Annotated in this window: 23 protein-coding genes and 2 tRNA genes; 14 read left to right on the top strand and 11 right to left on the bottom strand. The window is 69.2% G+C overall.

Going from position 1 to position 26,233, the window contains the following annotated elements:
• Positions 1-71: 71 nt before the first annotated feature.
• Positions 72-497, top strand: coding sequence for a hypothetical protein (locus ACFY36_RS47540; protein WP_499752526.1), 426 nt, complete (start codon positions 72-74; stop codon positions 495-497).
• On the opposite strand, the gene ACFY36_RS47535 is transcribed toward ACFY36_RS47540, so the two are convergent.
• From ACFY36_RS47535 to ACFY36_RS47525, 3 genes are all read right to left on the bottom strand, one after another.
• Positions 494-1,090 carry a hypothetical protein gene (locus ACFY36_RS47535; protein ID WP_499752525.1) on the bottom strand — a complete coding sequence of 199 codons (597 nt, stop codon included), beginning with the start codon at positions 1,088-1,090 and terminating at the stop codon, positions 494-496. The genes ACFY36_RS47540 and ACFY36_RS47535 overlap by 4 nt on opposite strands.
• 122 nt (positions 1,091-1,212) lie before the next feature.
• A complete protein-coding gene (locus ACFY36_RS47530) occupies positions 1,213-2,049 on the bottom strand; it encodes a WecB/TagA/CpsF family glycosyltransferase (protein ID WP_499752524.1) in 837 nt (278 codons plus the stop codon).
• A 569-nt stretch (positions 2,050-2,618) separates the two neighbouring features.
• A tRNA-Leu gene (locus tag ACFY36_RS47525) sits at positions 2,619-2,701 on the bottom strand.
• A gap of 196 nt (positions 2,702-2,897) precedes the next feature.
• On the opposite strand from ACFY36_RS47525, the gene ACFY36_RS47520 reads away from it, so the two are divergent.
• The 7 genes from ACFY36_RS47520 (at position 2,898) to pknB (ending at position 11,755) form a co-directional block, all read left to right on the top strand.
• Entirely contained in the window at positions 2,898-3,689 is a 792-nt protein-coding gene (locus ACFY36_RS47520; protein WP_499752523.1) for an FHA domain-containing protein, read from the top strand.
• A gap of 5 nt (positions 3,690-3,694) precedes the next feature.
• Positions 3,695-4,180 (top strand): FHA domain-containing protein FhaB/FipA, encoded by a 486-nt coding sequence (locus ACFY36_RS47515; RefSeq protein WP_097326886.1) that lies wholly within the window; start codon positions 3,695-3,697, stop codon positions 4,178-4,180.
• Entirely contained in the window at positions 4,177-5,556 is a 1,380-nt protein-coding gene (locus ACFY36_RS47510) for a PP2C family protein-serine/threonine phosphatase (RefSeq protein WP_499752522.1), read from the top strand. Before ACFY36_RS47515 ends, ACFY36_RS47510 begins: the two co-directional genes overlap by 4 nt.
• Before the next feature lie 79 nt (positions 5,557-5,635).
• A complete protein-coding gene (locus ACFY36_RS47505) occupies positions 5,636-7,093 on the top strand; it encodes an FtsW/RodA/SpoVE family cell cycle protein (RefSeq protein WP_499752521.1) in 1,458 nt (485 codons plus the stop codon).
• On the top strand, positions 7,090-8,586 hold the full coding sequence (locus ACFY36_RS47500; RefSeq protein ID WP_499752520.1) for a peptidoglycan D,D-transpeptidase FtsI family protein: 1,497 nt from the start codon (positions 7,090-7,092) through the stop codon (positions 8,584-8,586). The genes ACFY36_RS47505 and ACFY36_RS47500 overlap by 4 nt, the downstream gene beginning before the upstream one ends.
• A gap of 2 nt (positions 8,587-8,588) precedes the next feature.
• Complete coding sequence (locus ACFY36_RS47495) at positions 8,589-9,908, top strand: serine/threonine-protein kinase (RefSeq protein WP_499752519.1); 1,320 nt, start codon at positions 8,589-8,591, stop codon at positions 9,906-9,908.
• Positions 9,905-11,755, top strand: a complete 1,851-nt coding sequence (pknB, locus tag ACFY36_RS47490) for a Stk1 family PASTA domain-containing Ser/Thr kinase (protein ID WP_499752518.1) — start codon at positions 9,905-9,907, stop codon at positions 11,753-11,755. The genes ACFY36_RS47495 and pknB overlap by 4 nt, the downstream gene beginning before the upstream one ends.
• A 6-nt stretch (positions 11,756-11,761) precedes the next feature.
• Here the strand turns inward: pknB and ACFY36_RS47485 are convergent, their stop codons facing one another.
• From ACFY36_RS47485 to ACFY36_RS47470, 4 genes are read right to left on the bottom strand one after another with little or no spacing between them, the layout of a single operon-like run.
• Complete coding sequence (locus ACFY36_RS47485) at positions 11,762-12,412, bottom strand: aminodeoxychorismate/anthranilate synthase component II (RefSeq protein ID WP_499752517.1); 651 nt, start codon at positions 12,410-12,412, stop codon at positions 11,762-11,764.
• A 1-nt stretch (position 12,413) separates the two neighbouring features.
• Complete coding sequence (locus tag ACFY36_RS47480) at positions 12,414-12,719, bottom strand: hypothetical protein (RefSeq protein ID WP_499752516.1); 306 nt, start codon at positions 12,717-12,719, stop codon at positions 12,414-12,416.
• 5 nt (positions 12,720-12,724) lie between these two features.
• Complete coding sequence (locus ACFY36_RS47475) at positions 12,725-15,232, bottom strand: class E sortase (RefSeq protein ID WP_499752515.1); 2,508 nt, start codon at positions 15,230-15,232, stop codon at positions 12,725-12,727.
• Positions 15,232-16,044: a DUF881 domain-containing protein gene (locus ACFY36_RS47470; protein ID WP_499752514.1), complete on the bottom strand. Its 813-nt coding sequence runs from the start codon at positions 16,042-16,044 to the stop codon at positions 15,232-15,234. The genes ACFY36_RS47475 and ACFY36_RS47470 overlap by 1 nt, the downstream gene beginning before the upstream one ends.
• A 179-nt stretch (positions 16,045-16,223) precedes the next feature.
• Here ACFY36_RS47470 and ACFY36_RS47465 point away from each other — a divergent pair, with 179 nt between their 5' ends.
• Positions 16,224-16,487: a cell division protein CrgA gene (locus ACFY36_RS47465; RefSeq protein WP_499752513.1), complete on the top strand. Its 264-nt coding sequence runs from the start codon at positions 16,224-16,226 to the stop codon at positions 16,485-16,487.
• 171 nt (positions 16,488-16,658) lie between these two features.
• Complete coding sequence (locus tag ACFY36_RS47460) at positions 16,659-18,791, top strand: (Fe-S)-binding protein (RefSeq protein WP_499752512.1); 2,133 nt, start codon at positions 16,659-16,661, stop codon at positions 18,789-18,791.
• A gap of 4 nt (positions 18,792-18,795) precedes the next feature.
• Here the strand turns inward: ACFY36_RS47460 and ACFY36_RS47455 are convergent, their stop codons facing one another.
• Positions 18,796-19,464, bottom strand: a complete 669-nt coding sequence (locus ACFY36_RS47455) for a GOLPH3/VPS74 family protein (RefSeq protein ID WP_499752511.1) — start codon at positions 19,462-19,464, stop codon at positions 18,796-18,798.
• 101 nt (positions 19,465-19,565) lie between these two features.
• On the opposite strand from ACFY36_RS47455, the gene ACFY36_RS47450 reads away from it, so the two are divergent.
• The 3 genes from ACFY36_RS47450 (at position 19,566) to ACFY36_RS47440 (ending at position 22,845) form a co-directional block, all read left to right on the top strand.
• Positions 19,566-20,900 carry a hemolysin family protein gene (locus tag ACFY36_RS47450; protein ID WP_499752510.1) on the top strand — a complete coding sequence of 445 codons (1,335 nt, stop codon included), beginning with the start codon at positions 19,566-19,568 and terminating at the stop codon, positions 20,898-20,900.
• A complete protein-coding gene (locus tag ACFY36_RS47445; protein WP_499752509.1) occupies positions 20,893-21,939 on the top strand; it encodes a hemolysin family protein in 1,047 nt (348 codons plus the stop codon). The genes ACFY36_RS47450 and ACFY36_RS47445 overlap by 8 nt, the downstream gene beginning before the upstream one ends.
• Positions 21,940-22,014: 75 nt before the next feature.
• Positions 22,015-22,845 carry a LamG-like jellyroll fold domain-containing protein gene (locus tag ACFY36_RS47440; RefSeq protein WP_499752508.1) on the top strand — a complete coding sequence of 277 codons (831 nt, stop codon included), beginning with the start codon at positions 22,015-22,017 and terminating at the stop codon, positions 22,843-22,845.
• A 328-nt stretch (positions 22,846-23,173) separates the two neighbouring features.
• Here the strand turns inward: ACFY36_RS47440 and ACFY36_RS47435 are convergent, their stop codons facing one another.
• The 3 genes from ACFY36_RS47435 to ACFY36_RS47425 form a co-directional block, all read right to left on the bottom strand.
• Positions 23,174-24,472, bottom strand: coding sequence for a hypothetical protein (locus tag ACFY36_RS47435; protein ID WP_499752507.1), 1,299 nt, complete (start codon positions 24,470-24,472; stop codon positions 23,174-23,176).
• A gap of 431 nt (positions 24,473-24,903) precedes the next feature.
• A tRNA-Gly gene (locus ACFY36_RS47430) sits at positions 24,904-24,974 on the bottom strand.
• A 52-nt stretch (positions 24,975-25,026) separates the two neighbouring features.
• Positions 25,027-25,521, bottom strand: a complete 495-nt coding sequence (locus ACFY36_RS47425) for a pyridoxamine 5'-phosphate oxidase family protein (RefSeq protein WP_499752506.1) — start codon at positions 25,519-25,521, stop codon at positions 25,027-25,029.
• 76 nt (positions 25,522-25,597) lie between these two features.
• Here ACFY36_RS47425 and dcd point away from each other — a divergent pair, with 76 nt between their 5' ends.
• A complete protein-coding gene (gene dcd, locus ACFY36_RS47420; protein ID WP_499752505.1) occupies positions 25,598-26,176 on the top strand; it encodes a dCTP deaminase in 579 nt (192 codons plus the stop codon).
• The last annotated feature ends 57 nt before the right edge of the window (positions 26,177-26,233 follow it).

The following is a 26,233-nucleotide window of genomic DNA, read 5'->3' as shown; positions in this document are numbered from 1 at the left end:
GAGAGCCGGCCGTAGTCATTTCCGCAGCCGCCTCGTTGAACCGCCAAAAGCTAGCGAGGCAGGGCAGACATATGACGATGGGTTCGGAAAACCTCAGCAACGGATCCTCCTCCACGGCGCAGGACCGGTTCAGCGGAGGAGTCAGCGCGTACCGCCAGAACAGGCGCGACTCTCTTTCGGAGACCAGCGACAGCTCGTCGGGGCTGCCCGTCCGGTCGCCGGGCAGGTCACACAGCATCGAGCCGATCAGCCCGCTCGACCGGGCGGCCAAACTGCCGTCGCTCGACATGCAGGGCCTGTCCGAGCCGGTCTTCCCGTCCAGCGGGTGGCCCGATGCCGGATCGCAGTCGATGGCCGACCACCCGCTGCTGCGCGGCCTGCTCATGGAGCTGCCGGCCCGGGGGACGCTGCCGCCGTCGGACTGGCTGGACCGCTGGTTCGAAGCGGCCCGCTCGATCCTCGAGCTGCTCTACGTGCAGGAAGCCAAGAAGAACTAGCGGATGCTGGCCGGGACCCTCGGCCGGCCGCGCCCCATCGGGGCCAGCACCAGCACGCTGAGACGGCTGTGCCGCAAGGCGGCCCGGATCCCGATGGCCAGCACGGCGACACCCACCACGGTGATCGCTATACCGGCGAGGTCGGCCCCGGGCACCTCCACCACCCGGGCCGCGATCGGCAGGCCCACCAGGGTGGCCAGGGCGGTCACCTGGAGCGGCACCAACATCAGCGGGTGAGCGGCCGCGGCACGCAGGCCCGGCGGAACGGGAGTCTGCGGAGCCGAGGCGAACGCCCCCGCGCCGCGACGCACCCGGCCCAGCCGGTGCAGGCTCGCGGTGAGCACGATCAGGGCCGGCACGGCCGAGGCCAGCGCGGCCGCCGGAGCGGACGAATCGCCCGGCAGAAGACCGGTCACGACCGGAACGGCGACGAACACCGAAGCGCCGGCCGCGACCAGCGCGGTGAGGATGGCGGCGCGGCGGCGGAGCTCACGCGCCGAACGGGCGGCCGACAGCCTGTCGGCCAGCAGCCCGGCGGTGAGCCAGACCGCGACCAGGGCGCCGGCGAGGATGAGGTCCGCAACGGTGTTCACATCGACCAGCCTTCACCTGGCGCGCACGAAGCGAAACCGGGTTATCACCGGACCGACACCCGTAGGGGAGTGTTCTCCGACACGCGGGTAAACCCCGAGCGCCCACAGTGGAGCGGTTTGTCCTAGACCGCGAAGGTCGTGACCGGCTCGGTGGCGGGAGCGGGGGGAGTCGCCTTCCACAGACCGCTGCGCTGGGCGGCCAATCGGGCCAGGTAGGCGGGGTTCAGCAGGATGTACCGCTTCCACAGGCGCTTGGGCTCCAGACCCAGACGCCACAGCCACTCCAGGGCGTACTTCTGCATCCATGCCGGAGGGTTCTTGAGGAGGCCGGCGTGATAGTCGAAGGCGGCGCCGACGGCCAGAAGTGGCATGTCGAGAAGCGGACGCATCGCGTACGTGAAGATTTCCTGTCGCGGGCAGCCCAGACCGACCAGGACGACGCGGGCGCCGGACGCCTTGATCCGCTCGGCGATCTCCTCGCGCTCGCCGGGGTGGCTGGAGCGGAACTTGGACGGTTCGGCTCCGGCGATCTTCAGCGCGGGGAACATGCCCTCCAGGGCCGGGATCAGGCGGTCGAGGGTGGGCTGGGTGGAGCCGTACAGATAAACAGGCAGGCCGTCGGCGGCGGCCTGCTCCACGACCTTGAGGGTCAGGGTGGGGCCGTAGACGCGGTCGGCCAGCTCGGCTTTGTGGAGAAGGTTCAGGGCCCAGCGGACGGGCTGGCCGTCGGGGGTGACCAGGTCGAAAGAGTTGAGGCGGGCGTTGTGGGCCTTGTCCTCCACGCCGGTCATCACGCCGTGCACGGCCAGGGCGGTCACTGCGTACGGGCGGCGGGCGTGGGCGGCCTCGATGATCTGGTGGGTGGCCGTGGCGTAGTCGGTGATGTCCACCAGGACGCCTAGGACGCTGCGCTTGCCCGAATGGATGTCGGTCCGGTTGGCGGTCACAGCACGCTCCATGGGTTGGCCACCTGTCGATTTTCGCCGCCGAGCATAGCGGTGGGGTAGGGGGAGTCATCCGGCCGAGCGTTCGGCTGGGTCCTTCTTATTCCTGGGGCTCCGCCCCAGACCCCGGCCATCGCTGCTGGGACCTCCGCCTGACGGTTGGTGGCGGCTTTGTGGGTGGTTGGGTTTGGGTGGGGTCCCGCTGCGGCGGCTGACGAGGGGATCACAAGCGTCTGGGGTCCGCAACCAAACCCCGGTTGCGGACCCCAGCCCCTTGCGATCAAGACCAGGTGAGCCGTCGCAACGGGACCCCAGCCAAACCCTGGTGTTTCTGCTCCGCGACTCGCCCGAGCCTCACAGACACGACGCGAATCCAAATCGTGACCTGCCACCCCACAGAAACTTCAGACTGAAGAAATCTCACTACGTTTTTCTTCACCCCAGGGGTGACCGGCACCCGTGCGCAACCGGATCCCCCACCGCGCCCACCGCAACGTGGGGGTCTGGGGGGTCGCCCCCCAGGTAGATATGACGAGGCGCCTCGGTTCGCGTTCCTCAGCGAACACAAGGCGCCCAGCGTCTCGTGGGGATGGGGGGAGTTGAACCCCCACGTCCTTTCGGACACACGGACCTGAACCGTGCGCGTCTGCCATTCCGCCACATCCCCGTGGCTATGAGGCCTGCCCTAAGGCCTGCCTTTTTGTTACTAGCTGCGACAGACTACGCTGTCGCTGGTCACCATGCGAGTTGATATCGCCTGTGACGCCGAGAAGACTAGCACGGCGTCTACGGGTGTCATACGAGGGTCAGAAGTGCCGGTCGTCCTTGAGCTAGAGATGCGCAAGCGGCGGCCGGATACCATCATGTCCTCGGAAGCCGAGGAGGAGCCGGTGAGCGTGCTGCAGCGCTTTGAGAAGCGATTGGAAGGCCTTGTCGAAGGGGCCTTCGCCAAGGTGTTCAAGGGTGTCGTGCACCCTGTGGAGATTCTGAATGCCATGCAGCGGGAGGCAGAGGCGCACAAGGCCATCCTGGCCGGTGGCCGCACGCTGGTGCCGAACCGCTACGTGATCGACCTCTCACCTTATGACCACAGCCGGCTGGCGCCCTATGCCGCCGCGCTGGCCCAGGAGCTGGCCCAGTCTCAGGCCGAGTTCATCGGTGAGCAGGCCTGGACGGTCTACGGCGACGTGATCGTCGAGATCGAGCGCGGGGACGGGCTCGACACGGGCATGTTCCGCGTCACGGCCGAGGTCTACACCGGTGGCGAGGTCGCCCCGGTGCAGCAGCCGGCCTACGACGCCGGGCCGCAGTACCCGCCCTACGACCAGGGTGGCTACCAGCAGCACGGTGGCGGTGGCGTGCCGAACGGGCGCGGCAGCGTGGGCCTCATCTCCGGTGACGGGCGTACGTACCCGCTCCAGATGGGCTCGACCGTGATCGGCCGTGGTGACCAGGCGAACCTTCGCCTGCCCGACGTCGGCATCTCGCGGCGGCACGCGCGCCTCGACTACGACGGCAACCAGGTCGTGCTGACCGATCTCGGGTCGACGAACGGGACCATGGTCAACGGTCAGCGGGTCTCGGCCGTGGCTCTGAACCCGGGCGACATGATCCAGCTCGGGACGACCACGCTCACCTTCCGAGTGGACGGCTAGCGACCTTGCCCGAATTCGTCCTCACCGTCGCCCGGTTCGGCTTCCTCATCCTCCTGTGGATCTTCGTGTTCACGGTGGTGGGGGTGATCCGTAAGGATCTCTTCGCCGGGGTTCGGTCCAAGGGCATCGTCGCCAGCCCTCGGGGGGTGGGTGGCACGGTGCCCTCGGGTCCGCCGCCGGCGAAGGCCAAGCGCGGTAAGGCGGCACGGCAACTCGTGGTGACCGCCGGTCAGTTGGCCGGCACGCGCATCACGCTGAGTGAGGCTCCGATCACTATCGGTCGTGCTGAGGACTCCACCCTCATCATCACCGACGATTTCGCCTCCGCTCGGCACGCTCGGCTCGTGCCGCGTGACGGTCAGTGGTTCGTCGAGGATCTCGGCTCGACGAACGGCACGTACCTCGACCGCGGTAAGGTCTCCGGACCTACTCCCGTCCCCCTTGGCGTACCGATCCGAATCGGTCGCACTTCACTCGAGTTACGGCCATGACCCTGACCCTGCGCTACGCCGCTCAGAGCGACCGCGGTCTGATCCGAGACCTGAACCAGGACTCCGTCTACGCCGGGCCGCGGCTGCTTGCTGTCGCCGACGGGATGGGCGGCATGGCCGCCGGTGACGTCGCCTCCAACATCGTCATCGCCGCGATGGCGCCCCTCGACGAGGACGTCCCCGGTGACGCCCTGGTCGACGCGCTGCGCCACGCGGTCGGTCTCGCCAACCAACATCTGCGTGACACCGTCGACGCCAACCCTCAGCTCGAGGGCATGGGCACCACGCTGACCGCTGTCCTCTTCTCGGGCAGCAAGTTCGGCATGGTGCACATCGGCGACAGCCGGGCCTACCTTCTGCGCAACGGTGAGTTCGCCCAGATCACCAAGGACGACACCTACGTGCAGATGCTCGTCGACGAGGGGCGCGTCAGCCCCGAGGAGGCGAGCAGCCACCCGCAGCGGTCGCTGCTGACCCGCGCCCTCGACGGCCGGGACATCGACCCGGAGTACTCGGTTCGCCAGGTGCTCAAGGGCGACCGCTACCTGATCTGCAGCGACGGCCTGTCCGGCGTCGTCAGCGCCGACACGATCGGCCAGACGATGCGGGAGATCGCCGACCCGCAGGCGTGTGTGGAGCGGCTGGTGCAGCTCGCGCTGCGCGGCGGCGGTCCCGACAACATCACCGTGGTGATCGCGGACGCGACCGACGCCGACATCGTCGAGCAGGCGCCCATCGTGGGCGGCGCCGCCTCCATCGACCGGGGCAACAACACGGTCGCCGACGCCTCCACCCCGGCCTCGCGGGCCGCCGCGCTCCAGGCCCCACGGCCGGCGCAGCCGCAACCGGAGCCGCAGCAGGAGGAGCCGGCCCCCAAGGGACACCCGGTGCGCACCAGCCTGCTCGTGCTCGTGCTGCTCGCTGTGCTCGGCGGCGGCCTCTGGCTGGGCTACCGATACACCCAGGACCAGTACTACGTCGGCGCGACCGACGCGGGCCAGATCGCGATATTCCGCGGCGTGCCGGGGCAGATCGCCGGTCTCGACCTGTCGACGGTGAACGAGACCAGCCCGACCCGGCTCGACGACCTGACCTCGGTCGCTCAGGACAGGGTGAAAGAGGGCATCCACGCCGAGGACCGGCCGGACGCCCAGCGCATGCTGACCGAGCTCACCGTCGACCAGCCGTCGAACCCGAACCTGAAACCGCTCTGCACCACGGCCGCCGCGGCGGCTGCGGCTCCCACCACCCCGGCCCCCACGGCGCCGGCGTCGGCGGGCGTCGCCACCACCGCACCCGCTCCTCCGCCGTCGGCTCAGGCAACCGAGTCCGCGCCCCCGGTCGTCGATCCGGTCGGGTGCCGGACAGTCAACTGAGCTCCGGCTCGACAACGTCTGGGGATACCTCTTGACCGCGCCCGCCGTACCGGCTCCCACACCCAGCTCCACGGGTGAGATGTCGCGTATCCCGGGAATGAAGACCCAGCGCAACGCCGAGCTGGGTCTGCTCGCGTTCGCGATGGCGCTGGTCGCGGCGTACGGCGCCATCGTCGAGGCGAATCAGTTCGACAAGATCACCCCGACCTTCTGGGTGCCGGCGGCGCTGCTCAGCGTGCTCTTCCTGGGGCTACACGTCGTCGTGCGCTACACCGCGCCGTACGCGGACCCGGTGTTGATCCCCGCCGTGGCCCTGGTCAACGGGCTGGGCGTGGGCTTCCTGCGCCGCCTCGACCTGGCCCGCTCGATCGCCAACAACGAGCCCGAGCCGGGCTTCTTCGCCGGCACGGGCGGGCGGCAGCTGGCCTGGACGCTGGCCGCGCTGATTCTGGCCTCGGTGCTGCTGCTCGTGGTGCGTGACCACAAGGTGGTCTCCCGCTACGCGTACACCCTGGGCCTGGTCGGCATCGTGCTGGTCATGATCCCGGCGGTGCTCCCGTCGAGCATGTCCGAGATCAACGGGGCCAAGCTGTGGATCCGGGTCGGCTCGTTCTCGATCCAGCCCGGTGAGTTCGCCAAACTGGCCCTGGTCTCGTTCTTCGCGTACTACCTGGTCCGCAAGAGGGAAGTGCTCTCGCTGGCCAGCCGCCGGTTCCTCGGCATCGACTTCCCGCGCGGGCGCGACCTGGGCCCGGTCGTCACGGTGTGGCTGCTCAGTCTCCTGGTGCTGGTCTTCGAGAAGGACCTGGGCACCGCGCTGCTCTACTTCGGCCTCTTCGTCGTGACGCTCTACGTGGCGACCGAACGGGCCAGCTGGCTGATCATCGGTCTGCTGCTGTTCTTCGGCGGCGTCTACCTGGCCTATCTGCTGGGCGCCTCGGTCGGTGGCCCGTTCGCGAACTTCTACGACCGGGCCGAGGTGTGGCTCGAGCCGTTCGCGACGGAGAACTACGACCGGGTGGGCGGCAGCTATCAGCTCGTTCAGGGTCTGCTCGCGCTCGGCACGGGCGGGCTGTTCGGCTCCGGCCCGGGCTCCGGGTCGCCCGGCTTCGTGCCCGAGGTGCGCACCGACTTCATCTTCGCCGGCATGGGTGAGGAGATCGGCCTGTTCGGCCTCTCCGCGCTGCTGGTGATCTATCTGCTGATCGTCGAGCGCGGCCTGCGGGCCGGTCTGGCGGTGCGCGACTCGTTCGGCAAGCTGGTCGCCGGCGGCCTGGCGTTCACCCTCGGTTTGCAGGTCTTCGTCATCCTGGGTGGCATCACCGGACTTATTCCGCTCACGGGTCAGACCACGCCGTTCCTGTCGGCGGGTGGCTCGTCGCTGATGGCGAACTGGTTGTTGATCGCGATGCTGTTGAGAATCTCCAACGCGGCCCGGGGGCCCGCGGCGAGCGGTGGCGGCGTCGACCGCCCCGGCGGACCCAAGAAGGCCCCCACCCAGCTCCACGGCGCCATGACGGAGGTGATCAAGCCGTGAACGCACCCCTTCGCCGGGCCGGCGTGGTCATCCTGGTCCTGTTCGGCCTGCTGTTCGCCAACCTGAACTGGGTGCAGGCGTACAAGGCCGACGATTACCGCACGAACGAGTACAACCGCCGCGTCGTGGTGGCGCAGTACGAGCGCCCGCGCGGAGTGATCGAGGCCGGCGGCATCGGCCTGGCCACCAACAAGGTCACCGACGACACCCTGAAGTACCTGCGCGTGTACCCCAAGAAGGAGGTCTACGCGCCGGTGCTGGGCTACCGCCCGGTCGGCCTGGCCGCCACGGGCATCGAGAACAGCGAGAACGACTTCCTCTCAGGCGAGAGCGACAAACTGTTCGCCGACCGGGTGAAGGACATGTTCACCGGCAATGACACCGGTGGCGGCAATGTCGTGCTCACGCTGAACCCCAGCGCGCAGGAGACGGCGTACAAGCAGCTGCTCAACAACCAGCGTGACGTGGAGAAGGGCGCGGCGGTCGCGATCGACCCGCGCACCGGCGCGGTGCAGGCCATGGTGTCAATCCCCAGCTATGACCCGAACCCGCTGGTCAGCCACGACGAGAAGGCGGCCGCGGCGGCGTACAACAAGCTCAACAAGGACGAGGATCAGCCGCTGCTCAACCGGGCCACGCAGGAGACGCTGCCGCCCGGGTCCACGTTCAAGGTGATCGTCGCGGCGTCCGCCCTGCAGAACGGCTACAACCAGCAGACCGAGATCCCGGCCGGCAGCAAGTACGAGGAGAGCGGCGCGGTCATCCGCAACGCCGAGGACGAGGTCTGCCCCGGCGGTGAGGTCACCCTCAACGAGGCGCTGACCGAGAGCTGCAACACCGGCTTCGCCAAGCTCGGCGTCACCCTGGGCCGCGACAAGGTGCTGGCGGCCGCGAAGGCGTTCGGCTTCGAGGACGACAGCCTCAAGGTCGGCAACCTCGAGGGTGACGGGCTGCCGGTGGCGGCCAGCGACACCGGCAAGATCGCCAACCCGGACGGCAGCGTCGACAAGGGCGCCCTGGCCCAGTCGTCGATCGGCCAGCGCGACGTGCGGATGACGCCGCTGCAGGGCGCGCTCATCGCCGCCACGGTGGCCAACGGCGGCAAGCAGATGCGCCCGTACCTGGTGCAGCAGCTGCTCAGCCCCGACCGCCGGTCGATCTACAACGCCGACCCCAAGACCTTGCGTACGCCGGTGAACGAGACCGTCGCCTCCGATCTCAAGGAGATGATGGTCAGCGTCGTCAAGAACGGCACCGGCAAGAAGGCCAAGATCAGCGGCTTCGAGGTCGGCGGCAAGACCGGTACGGCCCAGAACGCCGAGGGCGCCGACCCGCACGGCTGGTTCATCGGATTCGCCTACAACGAGAAGGGCGAGGCGGTCTCCGCGGTCTGCGTCATGCTTGAGAACGTGCCCGGTGGCCATGCCAGCGCCGAGGCGGCCCGGATCGCCGGGCTCATCATGAAGGCCGCGGCCGGTCGAGGAGGGGACTGAGCATGATCAGCCCTGGGGTGACCCTCGGCGGGCGCTACCGTCTCGACGAGCGCATCGCCGGCGGTGGGATGGGCGACGTGTGGCGCGGCACCGACGAGGTGCTGGGCCGGACCGTCGCTGTCAAGATCCTGCTGCCCGCGCTGCTCGACGAGCCGGGCTTCGCCGAGCGCTTCCGGGGCGAGGCCCGCACCATGGCCACGATCAACCACCCCGGGGTCGTCGACGTCTACGACTACGGCAGTGACCAGCAGCTCGCGTTCCTGGTCATGGAATACGTCGAGGGCGACGCGCTCTCGCGCACGCTCAGCCGGGTCGGCCGGCTGACCCCGGCCCGCACGATGGCGCTGGTCGCCCAGGCCGCCGACGCGCTGCAGGCCGCGCACGCGAACGGCATCGTCCACCGCGACGTCAAGCCGGGCAACCTGCTCGTCCGCCCGAACGGCACGCTCGTGCTCACCGACTTCGGCATCGCCCGGTCGGCGCTGGTCGGTCAGCTCACCGTGGCCGGCTCGGTGCTGGGCACGGCCTCGTACATTTCGCCCGAGCAGGCGTCCGGCGCCGTCGCCACGCCCGCCTCGGACGTGTACGCGCTCGGCGTGGTCGCCTATCAGTGCCTCTCCGGCCACCGGCCGTTCGACGGCGCCACGCCGCTCGAGATCGCGATGAAGCACGTCCGGGACAACCCACGCCCGCTGCCCGGCGACATCCCGCCCGCGGTGCGCAGCATCGTCGACCGCGCCATGGCCAAGGACCCGGGCGCCCGCTGGCCGTCGGCCTCGGCGATGGCCGCGATCGCCCGCCAGGCCGCGGCGTCGCTGGCCGCCACCGCTCAGCAGCCCGCGAGCGCGCCCCAGCCGATGCGCCCGGCGCCGCCGGTCAGCCCGGCCGGTGTCCCACGGCCGCCGTCCGGTCCGGCCATGCCCGGCTCGCCGGTCGCGGGCGGGGCCGCCCGCCCGCAATATCCGCCACCGGTGCAGCGGCCCGTCTCCGGCGCCCGCGGCGCCGCCTCCGTACCATCCGGGCCGCCGGTTCAACCGCAGCCCTACCGCCAGCCGTATCAATCACAGCCGGCCCCGGCCGCCAAGCCGGAGAGCTCCGGCGGGCGGCAGGTGCTGATCGTGCTCGCCGTGGTTCTCGCGCTGCTGGTCCTGCTCTGCGCGGGGGTCATCTCGTTCCTCCTCAAGCAGGGCCAGGACAACGCGGCCGTATTCCACACGGGCGTCGATGGCGGGGCACCGCCGGCGGCGTCGTACCGTCTAACCACACAGACGGGCGCCAACCCCGGCTGGATCTCAGCGAACGAAGGACGACAGACGCTATGACGGCGCAGGCCCGCCTGCTCGGTGGCAGGTATCAGGTCGGCGAGCTTTTGGGCTACGGCGGCATGGCTGAGGTGCACAAGGGACGTGATCTCCGGCTCGGCCGCGACGTGGCCATCAAGATGCTGCGCACCGACCTGGCCCGCGACGCGACGTTCCAGGAGCGGTTCCGGCGCGAGGCGCAGAACTCCGCGGCCCTGAACCACCCGGCGATCGTGGCCGTCTACGACACCGGTGAAGAGATCTCGGCCACCGGCGAGAAGCAGCCGTTCATCGTCATGGAGTTCGTCAACGGGCGGACCCTCAAGGAGGTTCTCGCCCAGGAGCAGCGCCTCCCGGTGCGCCGGGCCCTCGAGATCATCGCCGACATCGACGCCGCCCTGGAGTTCAGCCACCGGCACGGGATCATCCACCGGGACATCAAGCCCGGCAACGTGATGATCACGCAGAACGGCCAGGTCAAGGTCATGGACTTCGGTATCGCCCGGGCCCTGGCCAGCGGCGCGACGACCATGACGCAGACCAGCGCGGTCATCGGCACGGCGCAATATCTCTCGCCCGAGCAGGCCCGCGGTGAGGCCGTCGACGCCCGCTCCGATGTGTACGCGGCCGGTTGTGTGCTCTTCGAACTGCTCGTCGGGCATCCGCCGTTCGTCGGCGACAGCCCGGTCAGCGTGGCCTATCAGCACGTCCGGGAAGACCCCAAGGCGCCCAGCGAGATCAACCACGAGGTCCCGCCCGACGTCGACGCGATCGTGCTCAAGGCGCTCGCGAAAAACCCGATCAACCGTTACCAGAGCGCCCAGGAGATGCGAGCCGACGCCCTGCGCGCCGTCTCCGGTCGCCCGGTGCTGGCCACCCCGGTGATGTCGCAGGCCGAGACCATGGCGCTCCAGCAGGGCCCGCAGCCCCGGCAGTGGCAGCCGCAGGCCGCGACGACCATGCAGCGGCCGGTCGGCGGCATGCCGCCCCGGCAGCAGGACCGTCGCTCCTCGTGGGTGTGGGCCTCGCTGGCCGCGCTCGGTGTGCTGGTCGTGATCGTGCTCGGTGTGGCCCTGGCCATGACGCGCGACGACGACAAGCCCACCACGACGCCGACCCCCACCCAGTCGACGCCGGCGCTGGTGGCCGTGCCCAACCTCGAAGACCTGAGCAACGACGACGCGATCGAGGCACTGGAGAAGGCCGGCTTCACCAAGATCTCGGCCGAGAAGCCGCGCCAGGACACCGACTGCAAGGGCACCGTCGAGAGCCAGACGCCCAAGGCCGGCGAGAAGGTAACCACGGACACGCCGATCTCCTACCAGCTCTGCAACAAGCCGGACGAGGTCACCGTGCCGGCCAACCTGGTCGGCAGCACGAAGGACAACGCGAACACGCGGCTGCGCGAGCTGGGCCTGACGCCGAACTTCCAGACGGTCGACAGCATCCAGCCGGCCGGCGTGGTGACCAAGGTCGAGAAGCAGGGCAAGACGGTCGAGCCGGGCAGCACCATCGACGTCGCGATCTCCAACGGCAAGCTCGTCAAGATGCCGAAGGTGACCGACATCCAGCAGGCGGTGGCCGAGGGCATCCTCGACACTGCGGGCCCGTTCAACGTCAGCATCCAGACGGTGGACGACACGAACGCCACGCCCGGCACGGTCATCGAGCAGAACCCGAAGGCCGGCGAGACGATCGTCAAGGGCGGCAAGGTGACCCTGACGGTCGTCGCCGAGCAGACCACCCCGCCCGACTCGACCGAGACGCCCGACCCGGGCCAGACCACGACGCCGCCGCCCGGCAACGGCGGTGGCACGGGAGCCGGCGGCGTGATCGGCGACTCCCTGCTGGCCTACCGGCAGGACTGAGCTGAGCTAAGCGGTGGCGAACGCCGCTCGGCGCCGGGACTCGACCTCGGCGGCGAGCGGCGGCGCCTTTTCCAGGGCCGACGGCAGGCCGCAGGAGGCCAGCCAGTTCGCCAGCATGGTGTGGCCGCCCTCGGTCAGCACCGACTCCGGGTGGAACTGCACACCCTCGATCGGCAGCTCGCGGTGGCGCATCGCCATGACCACGCCCGACTCGGTGCGGCCGGTCACCTCGATCTCGGCCGGCAGGGTCTCGGGCAGCACGGCCAGCGAGTGATAGCGGGTCGCGGTGAACGGCTCGGGCAGCCCGGACAGCACGCCCTCACCGGTGTGGTGCACCAGCGAGGTCTTGCCGTGCAGCAGCTCGGGAGCGCGGGTGACGGTCGCGCCGAACGCGGCGCCGATCGCCTGATGACCCAGGCAGACACCGAACATCGGAACCTGACCGGCGTACGCCTTGATGACGTCCATCATGATGCCGGCCCGCTCCGGTGTGCCCGGGCCCGGCGAGAGCAGCACGCCGGCGGCGCCGAAGGTGCCCACATCGTCGACGGAGATCTCGTCGTTGCGGCGCACCACGCAGTCGGCGCCGAGCTGGCCCAGATATTGCACCAGGTTGAAGACGAACGAGTCGTAGTTGTCGATGACCAGAATGCGCACGTCAATCACCCGGAAGGTCGCCGCCGCCGGTGGTGGCGGTCTCGGAAGGATGCGGCTCGTTCGACTCGGTGCTGTAGGGGATCTCGTCCGGCCCGTGATCGGGGCTGTCGGAGTCGACCGAGTTCGGATCCGGGCCCTGCTGCTCGGTGCCCGTGCCGACCTGAACGTCGTCGAAGGGCAGCAGTGGGGTGGCCCAGGGGAACACGACATACCAGAGCAGGGCGGTGGTGGCCGCGATCAGCCCGAGTGAGCCGCTGAGCTTGCCCCAGAAACCGAACGGCAGCTTGCGCCAGATCCAGGCGTACATCGGCCTCAGGCCCCCGTCTTGATCGGGGTCGGCATGCCGGCGTCGGGCAGCTTCTGGTCGCGCTTCGACGTCGAGACCAGCTCGGCGTGGATGATCAGACGCTGGTAGTTGTTGTACTTCGGGTTGCAGGTGGTCAACGTGAGCAGCGCCTTCGACGGCTTGGCCTTGGGCTTGCCCGGCACCGGCGCGACGACCTCGACGGCGGTCGGCTTCACGACCTCCTGGGCGTAGACACGGTAGACGTACCAGTTGGTGCGGGTCTCCACACCGATGACGTCGCCGTCCTTGAGCTCGTCGAGCCGCCAGAAGATCTTCTTGATCCGGTGACCGGCCACCGAGAAGTTGCCGACCTGACCCGGGTCGGCCGAGTCGGGGTAGTGGCCCGGCGCGTAGCGGATGTCGGCCGGCGTGACGCCGTCGACGACGACCCACTTCTTGTCGAGCTTCGGGATGTAGAGCCGTCCGACCAGGTTGGCGCCGGGCGCGTCGGGCGCTTTAGCCGCCGGAGCGGAGGCGGCCGGCGCGACGGTGGGGTCGTTCCAGGCCTGGTCGAGCTCGGTCGCGAGAGTGTCCTGTTCGGCCTGGACCTTGGCCGAGTTGCCGAACACCTCGTAGCCGGCGAAGAGCAGGACGATCAGTCCAAAGGTGATCATGAGCTCGCCCGACACGCGGATGCCACCACGGACGCGGGACGCGACGGTGGGCCGGGTCAGCTCGGAGTAGACGCTCTTGTAGCCCTCGCCGGTCTGCTCCGGTCGCAGCTTGACGACCTTCTCGCCCCGCTTCGGCTCCACCTCTTCGACAACCTCTCCGGTGGGCTTGGGACCACCCGGCGACGGAGGGCCGACCGACGCGGCGCCGAGGGCGGCGTCGGGCTCGGCCTTCACCTTGGCGGCTTGCGCCGCCTTACCGGGAACTGCGGAGAAGAGCGCGGTGGCTTCCCGCAGGGGCGGTTGAGAGCTGATTGGGGGTACGGCGGGCAGCAGGCTCGTAGGCGCCTCAGGAGCCCGGTTCGCCTCGCGGGCCTCAGCGGACCAGCCGGAGCCGTTTTGCCAGCTTTGGGCGGGCTGGTGGCTTTGGTCGTTATTAGCGGGCTGCCATGGGGTGGCGGCCGGGTAGGTGCCGGCGCCGCCCGTCTGGAGGGCGGTGAGGCCGGTGTCGTGCCGCTCGGGCGCGCCGAAGCCGTTCGACCCGGCGCCGAAGCCGCCGGGTGAGGTCGGCGCCGCGCTGTCGCGTTCGAGGGCAGCGGGCAGCGCGGTGCTGTGAGCCGCGGAGTCGAAAGCGCTCGGCGTGGCGCTTCCCCGGGCCGCGGATTCGAAGGCGCTCGGGGAGGCGGTTGCTCGGGCGGTGGTTTCGAAGGCGCTCGGTATCGCGCTTCCGCGGACTCCGGTTTCTACGGCGGCGCTTCCTGAGGCTGTGGGCTCGAAGGTGCTGGCCGCGGTGCTTCCGTAGGCGCCGGAGTCGAAGGTGCTCGGCGCTGCGCTTCCTCGGGCCGGGGAGTCGAATGCGCTGGTCGCGGTGCCCGTGCTGGGTGCGGCACTCTCGCTGGCTGCGGGGGCGAAGGGGGTGGGCTCGGGCGTGGCGCCGATGGGGGCGCCGAAGAAGTCGAACTGCTGCGGCGTGGGTGCGGCGTGCTCGATCGGGCGCTGACGGGCGGCGTTGACCGCGGCGTCCAGCTCGTCGGGTGTGTTGCGGGCCGAGGAGATGCGCTGCTGGGTTGCCACGTCGGGCCGCAGGATGGCGGTGTCCGCGGCGGCCGGCGGCTGGTCCGTCGAGCGCTGACCCTCGCGCTCCTGCCAGTCCGGGAGGGTCGCCGGCGGAGCGGCGGGCTCTTGGCGCGCCGGAAAGGTCTGCGGAGAGGCCGCGGTCTCCTGCCAGTTCGGGAGGGCCGCCGACGGGGCGGCGGGCTCTTGGCGCGCAGAGGCCGCGGTCTCCTGCCAGTTCGGGAGGGTCGCCGACGGGGCCGCGGGTTCCTGCCGCGGGAAGGCCGCCGAAGAGGTTGCGGGCTCCGGTCGCGTCGGGAAGGCCGCCGATGAGGCTGCGGGCTCCTGGCGCGGTGGGAAAGCTGCCGACGCGGGGTCGGAGACCGGGCGTGCCGGGAAGGCGGCCGACGCGGCGGGGTCCTGCCGTGCCGGGAAGGTCGCCGGCGAGGCTGGGAAGGCTGCTGACGGCGTGGCGGGGTCTTGCCGCGCGGGGAAGGCCGCGGGCGGCGCGGCCGGGTCCTGCCGGGCTGAGAACGCGGCCGGCGGGGCGGCGGGGTCCTGACGGGCCGGGAAGGTGGGCGGCGCGGGCTGTGGGTCGGGGGTGGCCGCCGGCGGTGTTGTGGGGGCCGGTGGGCGGATCGGGGTGGTCTGTGAGCCGCTGAGGCCTACCGGGGGTGCCAGAGGGCCGCCAGGGACGCCGTCGGGGGAAGCATCCGTGATCCGGGGGATGTAGGCCGTCTGTGCGTCGCCGTCGGGCGCGCGGTGGCGACCCGAACCGGCGCTGCCGGCCGGCGTGTCCGAAGCGGCCATTACCCGGCAACCTCCGCGGACCGGAGATCACTCGATCCGTCGTACGCCCGCACTGTCACGTTCTTCTCGACCCTTTCCGTGTAGCCGAGGCCGAAGTCGGCGACTGCATCCCGGAATTGCTGGACCCCTTCCGCGGACTCCAACGCGCGATGCATCGCTGTGGGTTCGCCGATCGCCGTGATCTTGAACGGTGGCGAGAAGACCTGGCCGTGAAGCAGCAGCGTGTTGCCGACACAGCGTACCGCGCTCGTCGAGATGACGCGGACATCCATGATCGACATTGCCTCGGCCCCTCCGGCCCACAACGCGTTGACCACGGCCTGGACATCGCCCTGGTGGACGACGAGGTCGTCGTTGTCGGGTGCGGTGGCGTCGGAGAACTCGTTGCTCCGGCGGGACGAGTCGTCGAGGGTGACCGTCACCCCGGAACCCTGCAGGGCCGTGAAACCGGCCGGCGCCCGCAGCGCGTCGGCGGCCTTGCGGGCCTTCGCGACCTGGGGGTCGACCTCCGCCAGCTGGGCCGTGTCCTGGTCGACCGTGGCGCGGAGCTTGGCCGCCGTCTTCTCGCGCGCGTCGAGGCGTACCCGCTTGTCGGCGATCAGCTGGGCCAGCTGGGGCCGCCGGTCGTCGCGCAGGGCCGTGCCGTCCGCCGTCCGGGCGGAGGTGGTGAAGAGCAGGCCCGCGGCCAGCGCGATCAGCGGAACCACAGCGGACCAGCCGCGCGTGCGCTGGGCCCGCCGGCGTGGCCGGAAACCGCCGAGCGCGCGCCGCAGAACGAGCCGCCACGAGGGCGCGCCAGTGGTGTATTCCACGTCCTCGTTCCTCCCGGAAAATCGTGCCGGACAATTTCCTCGCCTGGCGGGTGCCTGTCTGAGCGCAGCCTTGACTACGCTAGCTGTCGAACATTAATCGCCACGGGCAGCATTCGGGATCTCCGGAGCCGCTCAGCGGTGGGGTTGTTCACCACTTGTTGCCCTTCAGGAGATGCACCGTGCCGAAGTCTCAGGTTCGCAAGAAGAAGGTCTACACGCCGCCGACGGACATTCGTCCGGCGGCGACAGCGGCTTCCAAGAAGCCGAGCCCGATGTGGTTGCCGATCAGCGCGGTGGCGCTCATCGTCATCGGCATCACCTGGCTGGTCGTGTATTACCTGTCGTCGCAGCAGTACCCGGTGGAGGCCTGGCGGTACTGGAACCTCGCCGTGGGCTTCGGCTGCATGGTCGCCTCGCTGGGCATCCTGTCGCGCTGGCGATAGGCCGGTAATACCTGCTTAACGCGGGTATCGTCGTCTTCGTCCGATTCAAGCGCACCCCGCACCGACGGCGCGGGGTGCTCTTTGCGCTACTTGACCCGGCGGCGTGCGGTCGTCGATTACTCGCGGGTAACATGAGCGCGTCGGACTGCCGACCGAGGAGGCACAACCCAGATGGGCATAGCGCAGATCGTCGCCACCGTCCTGGCCGGCCTGGTCACGGTGGTGGCCGTCGTGCTGGCGGTGCGCGCCGTCCTGACGATCACCTCGGTGATCCGTCGGGGACAGCCGGATCCCGCGCGTTTCGCGGACAAGGGCACGCGGACCAGGACGATGTTGACCGAGACGCTCGGTCACACGCGGATGCTCAAGTGGTCGGCCATCGGGGCGGCGCACTGGCTCGTGATGGTCTCCTTCATGATCCTTTTCCTGTTGGTCGTGGAGGCGTACTTCGAGGTCGTCGACCCCGCGGGTGAGCTGCCGATCATCGGGCACTGGACGGTCTTCGGGTTCGTCACCGAGTGGATCGGGATCCTGGGACTGCTCGGCATCGTCTATCTGATCTTCGTACGGCAGCGGGCCAACCGGTCCAAAAGGAGCAGGTTCCTCGGCTCGACGATGTGGCAGGCGTACTTCGTCGAGGCCGTCATCCTCGGCGTGCTGGTCTGCGGGTTCCTGATCCGCGGGTTCAAGGCCGCCAACGACCACCTGCCCTACCCGACCTGGTCGGCGCCGCTGTCGCACGCGATCGGCGCCGCGCTGCCGTCGTGGGAGGACGGCGCCACCTGGGTGGCGCTGGTCAAGCTGTTCATCTCCATGGGCTGGCTGATCACGATCGCGCTGAACCCGACCATGGGCGTGGCGTGGCACCGCTTCCTGGCGTTCTTCAACATCTTCTTCAAGCGCGCGCCCGAGAAGCCGGCGGGCTCCGGCCTGGGCGCGCTGCGGCCGATGATGAGCCAGGGCAAGCCGCTCGACTTCGAGGAGGCCGACCCGGAGAAGGACCAGTTCGGCGTGGCCCAGGTGGAACAGTTCACCTGGAAGGGTCTGCTCGACTTCTCCACCTGCACGGAGTGTGGCCGGTGCCAGTCGCAGTGCCCGGCCTGGAACACGGCCAAGCCGCTCTCACCGAAGCTGCTGGTTCTCAGTCTGCGCGATCACGCGTACGCCAAAGCGCCCTATCTCCTCGCCGGAGGCGGCAAAGATCTGACCGGTGAGGAGAAGGCGACCGAGGCCCAGCTGGCCCACATGGACGTGCTGGCCCTCGCGGAAGGCAACCGCCCGCTCGTCGGGACGGAGGACGAGCAGGGCGTGATCGACCCGGACGTGCTGTGGTCGTGCACGACCTGCGGCGCCTGCGTCGAGCAGTGCCCGGTCGACATCGAGCACATCGACCACATCGTCGACATGCGCCGCTACCAGGTGCTGATCGAGTCGTCGTTCCCGAGCGAGGCCGGCGTCATGCTGCGCAACCTGGAGAACAAGGGCAACCCGTGGGGCGCCCCGCAGAACACCCGCGAGGACTGGACCAAGGGCCTCGACTTCGAGGTGCCGCGGGTCGGCGAGGTCGAGGACTTCGACTACCTGTTCTGGGTCGGCTGCGCCGGCGCGTTCGAGGACAGGGCCAAGAAGACCACCCGGGCCGTGGCCAAGCTGCTGCACGAGGCCGGGGTCAACTACGCGATCCTGGGTGAGGGCGAGACCTGCACGGGTGACCCGGCGCGGCGTATCGGCAACGAGTTCGTCTTCCAGATGCTGGCTCAGCAAAATGTCGAGACGCTTCAGGAAGCCGGTGTGAAGCGGATCGTGGCGACCTGCCCGCACTGCTTCAACACGCTGGGCAACGAGTACGAGCAGCTCGGCCTGAAGGTCGAGGTCGTGCACCACACGCAGCTGCTGGCCCACCTGGTCGAGACCGGGAAGCTGACGCCGGTGCAGCCGGTCGACGGCGGCGTGACCTATCACGACCCCTGCTACCTGGGCCGGCACAACCGGGTCTTCGACGCGCCCCGCGAGGTGCTCGGGAGCGCGGTCGGCGAGCTGGTCGAGATGCCGCGCAACCAGGAGCGGTCCTTCTGCTGCGGCGCCGGCGGCGCGCGCATGTGGATGGAGGAGAAGATCGGCAAGCGGATCAACGTCGAGCGTACGGAGGAGGCCCTCGCGACCGGCGCCAAGACGATCGCGGTCGGCTGCCCGTTCTGCTACACGATGATCGGCGACGGTGTCACCGGCAAGGGCGAGCAGGAGAACGTCGAGGTCGTGGACGTCGCGACGGTCCTCCTGCGCTCGCTCAAGCAGGAAGTCTGACCCGCTAGTTCGTGGTGCCGGCGGTGGCCGCGGTGGTCGAGGCGACGATCGCGACCATCACGGCCGCCTGGATCTCGTCCAGCGTCTTCTTCACCGCGGCGGCCGCCCAGGCGCCCTCGCCGATCTCGCGCAGTCGCGCCTGGACCCCTTTGCGGTCCAGGCCGGCGAAGACCTTCTTGTCGAGGTCGGTCGCGGCGACCAGGGCACAGAGCGCAGCCGTACGGGGGTCGACCGCCCCCGCTCCGGCCACAGCGGCCTGCATCCGCTGCCGGGCCTCGGTCTCGGCGACCGGCTCGACGCCGTTCGCGGCCGGGTACCGGGTGCGCGGGAAGACCCAGAGCACCTTGTCCTTCTCCACGGTCAGCACACCGTCGGCGACCAGCCGGTCGAGCACCCGCGGGCGGGTGTCCTTGGAGAACTTCGTGACCCAATGGCCGGGCCGCCGGCCGCGCTCCTCGGCCCGGAGCCGGCCCAGCGCGCTGTCCAGGATCGCGTCGCCGGTCGGGGCGCCGTCGAGGACGACGACCTTCTTGTCGGCGATGTCGACCCGGCCCGCCAGCGCGAGCTCCAGCAGCACCGCTCCGCCGAGGCCGTTGTCCAGGTGCGTGCCGTCGGTGAGCGGGGTGCCGTCATCGTCGTACGCGAGCAGCAGGAACTCCTCGGCAAGGTTCATGCCCTTGACGGTAACCAAAGCGGGCGAAGATCAATCGCCGAAGCGCCCGGACGCCGGGAATCGCCCGCATCCGGCACAATGGGGACCGAGGTGAACCGATCATGGACGGCCTGTTCCTGACCGCGGTGCTCCCCTTGGCGGCGTTCGCGCTGCTCACGGCGGGCAACGCGTTCTTTGTGGCCGCCGAGTTCGGTCTGGTGACGGTCGACCGGCCCGAGATCGACGCCCGCGCCCGATCCGGCGACCGCCGGGCCCGCACGGTGCAGCACGCGCTGCACGAGCTCTCGTTCCAGCTCTCCGGCACCCAGCTCGGCATCACGATCACCGCGCTGCTCACCGGATATCTCGCCGAGCCGGCGCTGTCCAAGATCTTCACTCCGCTGATCGAGCCCATCGGCGGCGACGCGACCGAGGGCATCACCCACGCGATCGCCCTGGTCGTGGCCACTCTCGTGTCGATGCTGTTCGGCGAGCTGGTGCCGAAGAACGCGGCCCTGGCCCGGCCGATGCGCGCCGCCTTGCTGACCGCGGCCCCGCTGCGGACGTTCTCCAAGCTCTTCAAATATCTGATCGGCGCGCTGAACGGGTCGGCGAACTGGCTGGTGCGCCGGATCGGTGTCGAGCCGCAGGAGGAACTGGCCAGCGCGCGCTCGCCCGAGGAGCTGGGCCTGCTCGCGGCGATCAGCGCGCGGGCCGGGACGCTGCCGAACGAGACGGCGACGCTGGTGCGCCGCACGATCCGCTTCGGTGAGAAGAGGGCCGCCTCGGCCATGACCCCGCGGGTCGACGTGGTGGGGCTGACCGTCGCCGCCAGCGTGGCCGACCTGATCACCAAGGCCCGGGAGACCGGTCACACCCGGTTTCCGGTCTACGAGAACACGATCGACCTGGTCACCGGCGTGGTGGGCGTGCCCGACGCGCTCGGCGTGCCGCCCGAGCGGCGGGCCGCGACGCGGGTGTCCACGATCGCCCGCGAGCCGGTCTACGTGCCGGAGAGCCTCGGCCTCGACAAGGTGCTGTCGGCGCTGCGCGAGGCCGACGCCGACCTGGCCATCGTGGTGGACGAGTACGGCGGCACCGACGGCGTGGTCACGGTCGAGGACCTGATCGAGGAACTGGTCGGCGAGATCGCCGACGAATACGACGCGGAGCAGGCCGAGACGTCGACGGTGGAGCTGACCGCGCCCGGCGGCGAGAAGACGTTCCTGGTCGACGGCCTGCTGCGCGAGGACGAGCTGATCGAGCAGACCGGCTTCAAGCTGCCCGAGGGCCCGTACGAGACGCTGGCCGGCTTCCTGCTGGCCCGGCTCGGCCACATCCCGGAGGTCGGCGAGTCGTACGAGACGGGCGGCTGGGAGTTCACCATCATGGCCGTCGACCGCCACCGGGTCGAGCAGGTCCGTGTCGTCATCCCGCCGGAGCCCGCCGATGACTGAGCTGCTCGTCACCGTCCTGCTGCTGATCGGCAACGGCATCTTCGTGGGCGGCGAGTTCGCGCTGATCGCGTCCCGGCGTACGGCCCTGGAACCGCTGGCCGCGACGTCCAAACGGGCCCGATGGGCCCTGTCGGCGATGAGCCAGATCCCGCTGATGATCGCCGGCGCCCAGCTCGGCATCACGGTCTGCTCGCTGGGCCTGGGCGCGCTGTCCGAGCCGGCGATCGCGCATCTGCTCGAGGGTCCGTTCGAGGCGCTGGGGCTGCCGGAGAACGCGATCCATCCGGTGGCGTTCGTGCTGGCCCTGATGATCGTGGTCTTCCTGCACACGGTGATCGGCGAGATGGTCCCGAAGAACATCACGCTGGCCGGTCCCGAGAAGGCGGCGCTGATCCTCGGCCCGTTCATGCTGGGCTTCTGCACGGCCACGAAGCCGCTGCTGAACGCGATGCGCTGGGCCGCCAAGATCGTCCTCCGCCTCTGGAAGATCGAGTCGACGGACGCGGTGAAGACGGTCTTCACGGCCGAGGAACTGGCCGGGATGGTGACGCAGGCGCGAGCCGAGGGCCTGCTCGGCACGGAGCAGTACGCGCGGATCAACGCGGCGCTCGGCCTGCAGGACCGGACGGCGGCCGACACGCTGCGGCCCTGGTCGAGCGTCACCACGATCGCCGACGACGTGTCCCCCGCGACCGTCGAGGCGCTGGCCACGCGCACCGGGCGGTCCCGCTTTCCGGTCGTCCAGCGCGAGACCCGCCGGGTGCTGGGATTCGTGCACGTCAAAGACATTTTGGGGTACGGCGTGGAGCGCCGCACCCGCCCGATCCCACCGGAGATCATCCGGCCCTTGGCGGTGGTGCCGGCCGACCGTACGCTCGCCGATCTTCTGTTGACCATGCGCCGCGACCGCCTGCACATCGCGCTGGTCGGCGACGGCCGCACACCGCTCGGAGTGATCACATTGGACGACGTGATCCACGCGGTGGTGGGGGAGCCCGCTCACCCACACGTACCGGCGTCGCCTCGGGCGGTCGGCTGACCTCGTCCGGCGTAATTCCGGTGCGATCGCTTGCTGGTCCGTCGCCGCGCGTGGTGGGTGCCGCACAATCCCGACATGTCACGAAAAGGGTGGGGGTTGGCGCTGGCGGTGGTCGTGCTGGCCGGCGCGGTCGCGCATTTCTATCGCCTTCCGGCGTACGGCATCGCGCTGCACACGCCGGCGGCCCGGGCGGGCGCGCTGGCCATGTCGGTCTCGCCCTCCGCGCCGCCGATGCCGCCGGAGCCGATCGGCATCGCTCCCGGGCCGATCTCGATCCGCTACACCTTCGACGGCGGCGTGGGAAAGCCGATCACCGACGTCAACGGCGGGCACGAGCTGCGGCCGGTCGGTGAGAACGGCGGGATCCTGCGCCTCGTACGACAGCAAGGGTCCTCCGGTCTTGCCGTTTCCTATCCCGACCGTTGCCGGCTGGCCCGGGAACGGGACTGCCCGCGCGCCATCCTGGAGGGCGTCCGGGACGACACGCTGAACCCCGGCCTCCGCAAGCTCAACTACGGCGCGTCGGTCCTGATGACGCACGCGGACCTGTCGGACGGGGCCAACGTCGTCCAGAAGGGTTACTCGGTCGGCGGGGTGAGCCAGTACAAACTCCAGGTGGATCACAAGCTGGGCCACCCGTCATGCGTCCTGGCCGGAAGCGGCCGGATCCATCGTGCCGAGGCCCTGCTGGACGTGGCCGACGGCCAGTGGCACAACCTGTCCTGCGTCCGGAAGCGCGACCGCCTGACGCTGGCGGTCGACGGCGCCACGAGAGCCGAGGCCGCCGTGCCGCCGGACCTGTCGATCGCCAACGCCGAGCCCCTGCGCGTGGGCGGCAAGGGCACGAACAGAGGCAACGACCAGTTCGCCGGCGAGATCGACAACGTCTTCGTGGCAATCGGCTGAAGCGGACAAAATGCCTGCGTCGCAACGGCCCTGCTGGTCGCGATCCCCGGGGTCGTCAAGCACAGCAGTACTACTACTTGAGCTCCATCGGAGCCGGAAACCCCCAGCGCGAAGTACACACGGAGTGGAACGTCCTGGACGCTCCCCTGTGGACCCGGTCGACCACGATCGCCGCCTTCCCGAAGACCGCACGGCCGTCCTGGACGAGCAGCGCTTCGCCACCGACCGCTCCTGCTCCAGGCCCAGCCCACTCTTTCGGTGGGCGCGGGGCCTTCTGCCCGGCCGCCGAGGCGATCGCTGTCGAAGGCAGACGCTCTGCCACGATGCTCTATGCCGCGACGGTGTCCTCGATGGGCGCGCTCAGACCGCGGACAAGCCGGCCAGCCTTCGTATCGGGCTTGCTGACGGCCTGAACTGCCTTGGTGATGTTCTCCTTGGCGCCCGACGCAGCCAGCCGCGCTTCACCCCTGTCGTTGATGGTCACCTTGCCGGCGATGCCGTTCCAGGTTTCGTTGACGACCCAGTTGATGTCGCGTAAGGCCTGGCGTGCGTCACGGGTGCCCTGCTCGTTGTGGAGGAAGAAGTGCTGGCCAAGACCGGCCAGGGCGAGCCGGATCGGAATGCTTCGTACGACCTGCGACTCATCGACCAGAATTCCAGGCCCTCCGAAGTGCTGGAAGATCTCGCCGAACCAGTCGACGCCTGCACGGTGCACTTTTTCCCAATCGAGATCAGCGACGTACTCCGCGTCCCGCTTTGCGATCGTTTTGCCACTCGCTTTATAGGCGCCGAGGGCAATCGCCTTCACCATCTGCTCGGCGTGGGTCAACATCAGCAGCTGGCCGTGCACTTTATGGGTGTTCGTGATTTGCCGCCCGTCCGTGGCAAGCCGAACACCGAGCTCCTCGAAGATCTTCTTCGCCGCCCATACCCATTTGTTGCGCGGATCGATATTGGCCTTCGTAGTCTTGTCCATGGGCGTGCCCTCGTAGTTGAGGTCCACGAACATCTGGGCTGCTTGATCGACGGTGATGCCGTGGTAGATCTCGATGGTCACCAACTTGTTGAGGAGTTTGTCCTTCAGTGCTTGCGACACGCTCTGGTCGGCGTTGATGTAGAGGCCGCACAGGTGCCGGCACTCACCGTCGGCGAGCGTGCCTCGTCCAAGGTTGCTGAAGTCGTATTCGGTCCAGACCGCGGCGTAGCCAGGTATGTCGGCCTTGACCGGGGTTGCTGGCATTTTCTCCGGCCATACACCTACAAACCCCGGCAGAACACCGAAATGCTCCTCTGAGCTGTCGGCGAACTGCTGGAGCAGGTACTCGCGGAGCGGTCCTTTCGTGTTCTTCAACTTAGGGGTTGGATCAAGAACGGAGACCTCCACCGACTGCCCGTTGACACTGCGCTTTTGCACGACGGTGCGTTGGAACGGACGCTGCATCTTGGCCCGCATCGGGGCGAGCTGGGCCACCCTTTCGTCCACCGTGTAACCCTGCTCCACGTCGCGGAGGGCATCTTCCAGGACGAGGCCGGATGCAAAGTTGTCGAGCAGCCATTTGAACGGCATCACCGTGGTGAAGTGGTTGTCGCTACGGCGCAGACCACTGACCGTTTGCTTACCAAGCACGTGCTCTCCTAATCGGTGACGGACACGTGCCAGCAATCCTGGGGCTCGAGCCCCAGGAGGACAATTACTCGAGAGAGTGAAAAAGGGCTCGAGACAATCCCACGCCCAGCCGTCCCCACCCTCTGCCGCAGCAACCACCGCACCGCTCTGGGGGCGCCTTCAGGCGACATGCGAGAGGTCTTGGTCCGCTTTCCACAGCATCCACCGCACCGCTCTGGGGGTGCCTTCAGGCGACATGCGAGAGGTCTTGGTCCGCTTTCCACAGCAACCACCGCACCGCTCTGGGGGTGCCTTCAGGCGACATGCGAGAGGTCTTGGTCCGCTTTCCACAGCATCCACCGCACCGTGGGGGTCTGGGGGGTCGCCCCCCAGGCAGATATGCGAAGGGGCCCTGGTCCGCGCTCTCCGCGGACACAGGGCCCCTGCCTCTGAGCGGGTGACGGGAATCGAACCCGCACTGTCAGCTTGGGAAGCTGATGTTCTGCCATTGAACTACACCCGCGTGGCGGCCCCACTGTACCCGATTCGTGGTCGGGATGGCGGGACCGCCTCGTCTAACTCACTGCGGCCAGTGGGCGCGGTAACTCGGCTCGCCACGTGTGGGACAGCGGCGTCACGTCTGGGGACAGGGGCAGTGCGCCCGCTGGGCCGTGGCGGCGCAAGGTGGCCGACTCGATCGTGAGCTCGTAGAGGCGCCAGTCCACGTCTGGTGAGGCCCGCAGGGCGCCCGCCAGGCGGGTGATCACTCGGGGGTCGGTGACGCGGACTGCTCGGCCGTTCACGAAAGCCTCGTCGTCGCTCTCTTCCGGGGGAAAAGAGTGCAGCGCGTAGCGGCCGTCGCGGTCTAGGTCGCCACGCTTGGGGGAGGCGACGATGAAGCAATAGAGTCCCTCGTCGGTGAAGACGGGGGACACCGGGTGGACCCGTGGAGCACCGTCGGCACGCACCGTGGCCAGGTAGGCCAGGCCAGGGCCGTACTGCTGGAGGAGCGCGCGGATGCCGGCCGCGAGGGTGGGCTCAACCGCGGCGAAATCGGACCAGGAAGCCATGTGGTCATTCTATCGAACATACGTTCGACACGCCCACCAAAACACGCCGAACGGGCAGCTTGGGTATGGTGTTGCGATGTTGCTGTCCGACCGTGACCTGGTCTCCGAGATCAAATCTGGCGACCTGGCCCTGGAGCCGTTCGAGCCGGCACTGATGCAACCGTCCAGCATCGATGTTCGCCTGGACAGGTTCTTCCGGGTGTTCAACAACCACCTTTACACCCACATCGACCCGGCCGAGCAGCAGGACGATCTGACCGCCCTGGTCGAGGTCGAGGCCGGCGAGCCGTTCGTCCTGCATCCGGGGGAGTTCGTCCTCGCTTCCACGCTCGAGGTGATCACCCTCGGTGAGCAGCTCGCGGGTCGCCTGGAGGGCAAGAGCAGCCTTGGCCGCCTGGGCCTGCTGACACATTCGACCGCGGGATTCATCGACCCGGGCTTCTCCGGTCACGTCACGCTCGAACTGTCCAACGTGGCCAACCTGCCGATCAAGCTCTGGCCCGGCATGAAGATCGGCCAGCTCTGCATCTTCCGGCTCTCCAGCCCGGCCGAGCACCCGTACGGCTCCGCCGTCTACGGCTCGCGCTACCAGGGCCAGCGCGGCCCCACACCGAGCCGCTCGGCCCAGAATTTCCGCACTTGGCCGACTGCCTGAAAGCCGCAAATCCGGCGCGCTTCCGCCCCTGTGGATAACTCCGGACCGGGGGTCTCC

This window comes from Actinoplanes sp. NPDC000266 (assembly GCF_042899005.1).
In the GTDB taxonomy this organism is placed as follows: domain Bacteria; phylum Actinomycetota; class Actinomycetes; order Mycobacteriales; family Micromonosporaceae; genus Actinoplanes.
The sequence above is the reverse complement of the archived record's forward strand: the minus strand, read 5'-3'. Positions and strand labels throughout refer to the sequence as shown.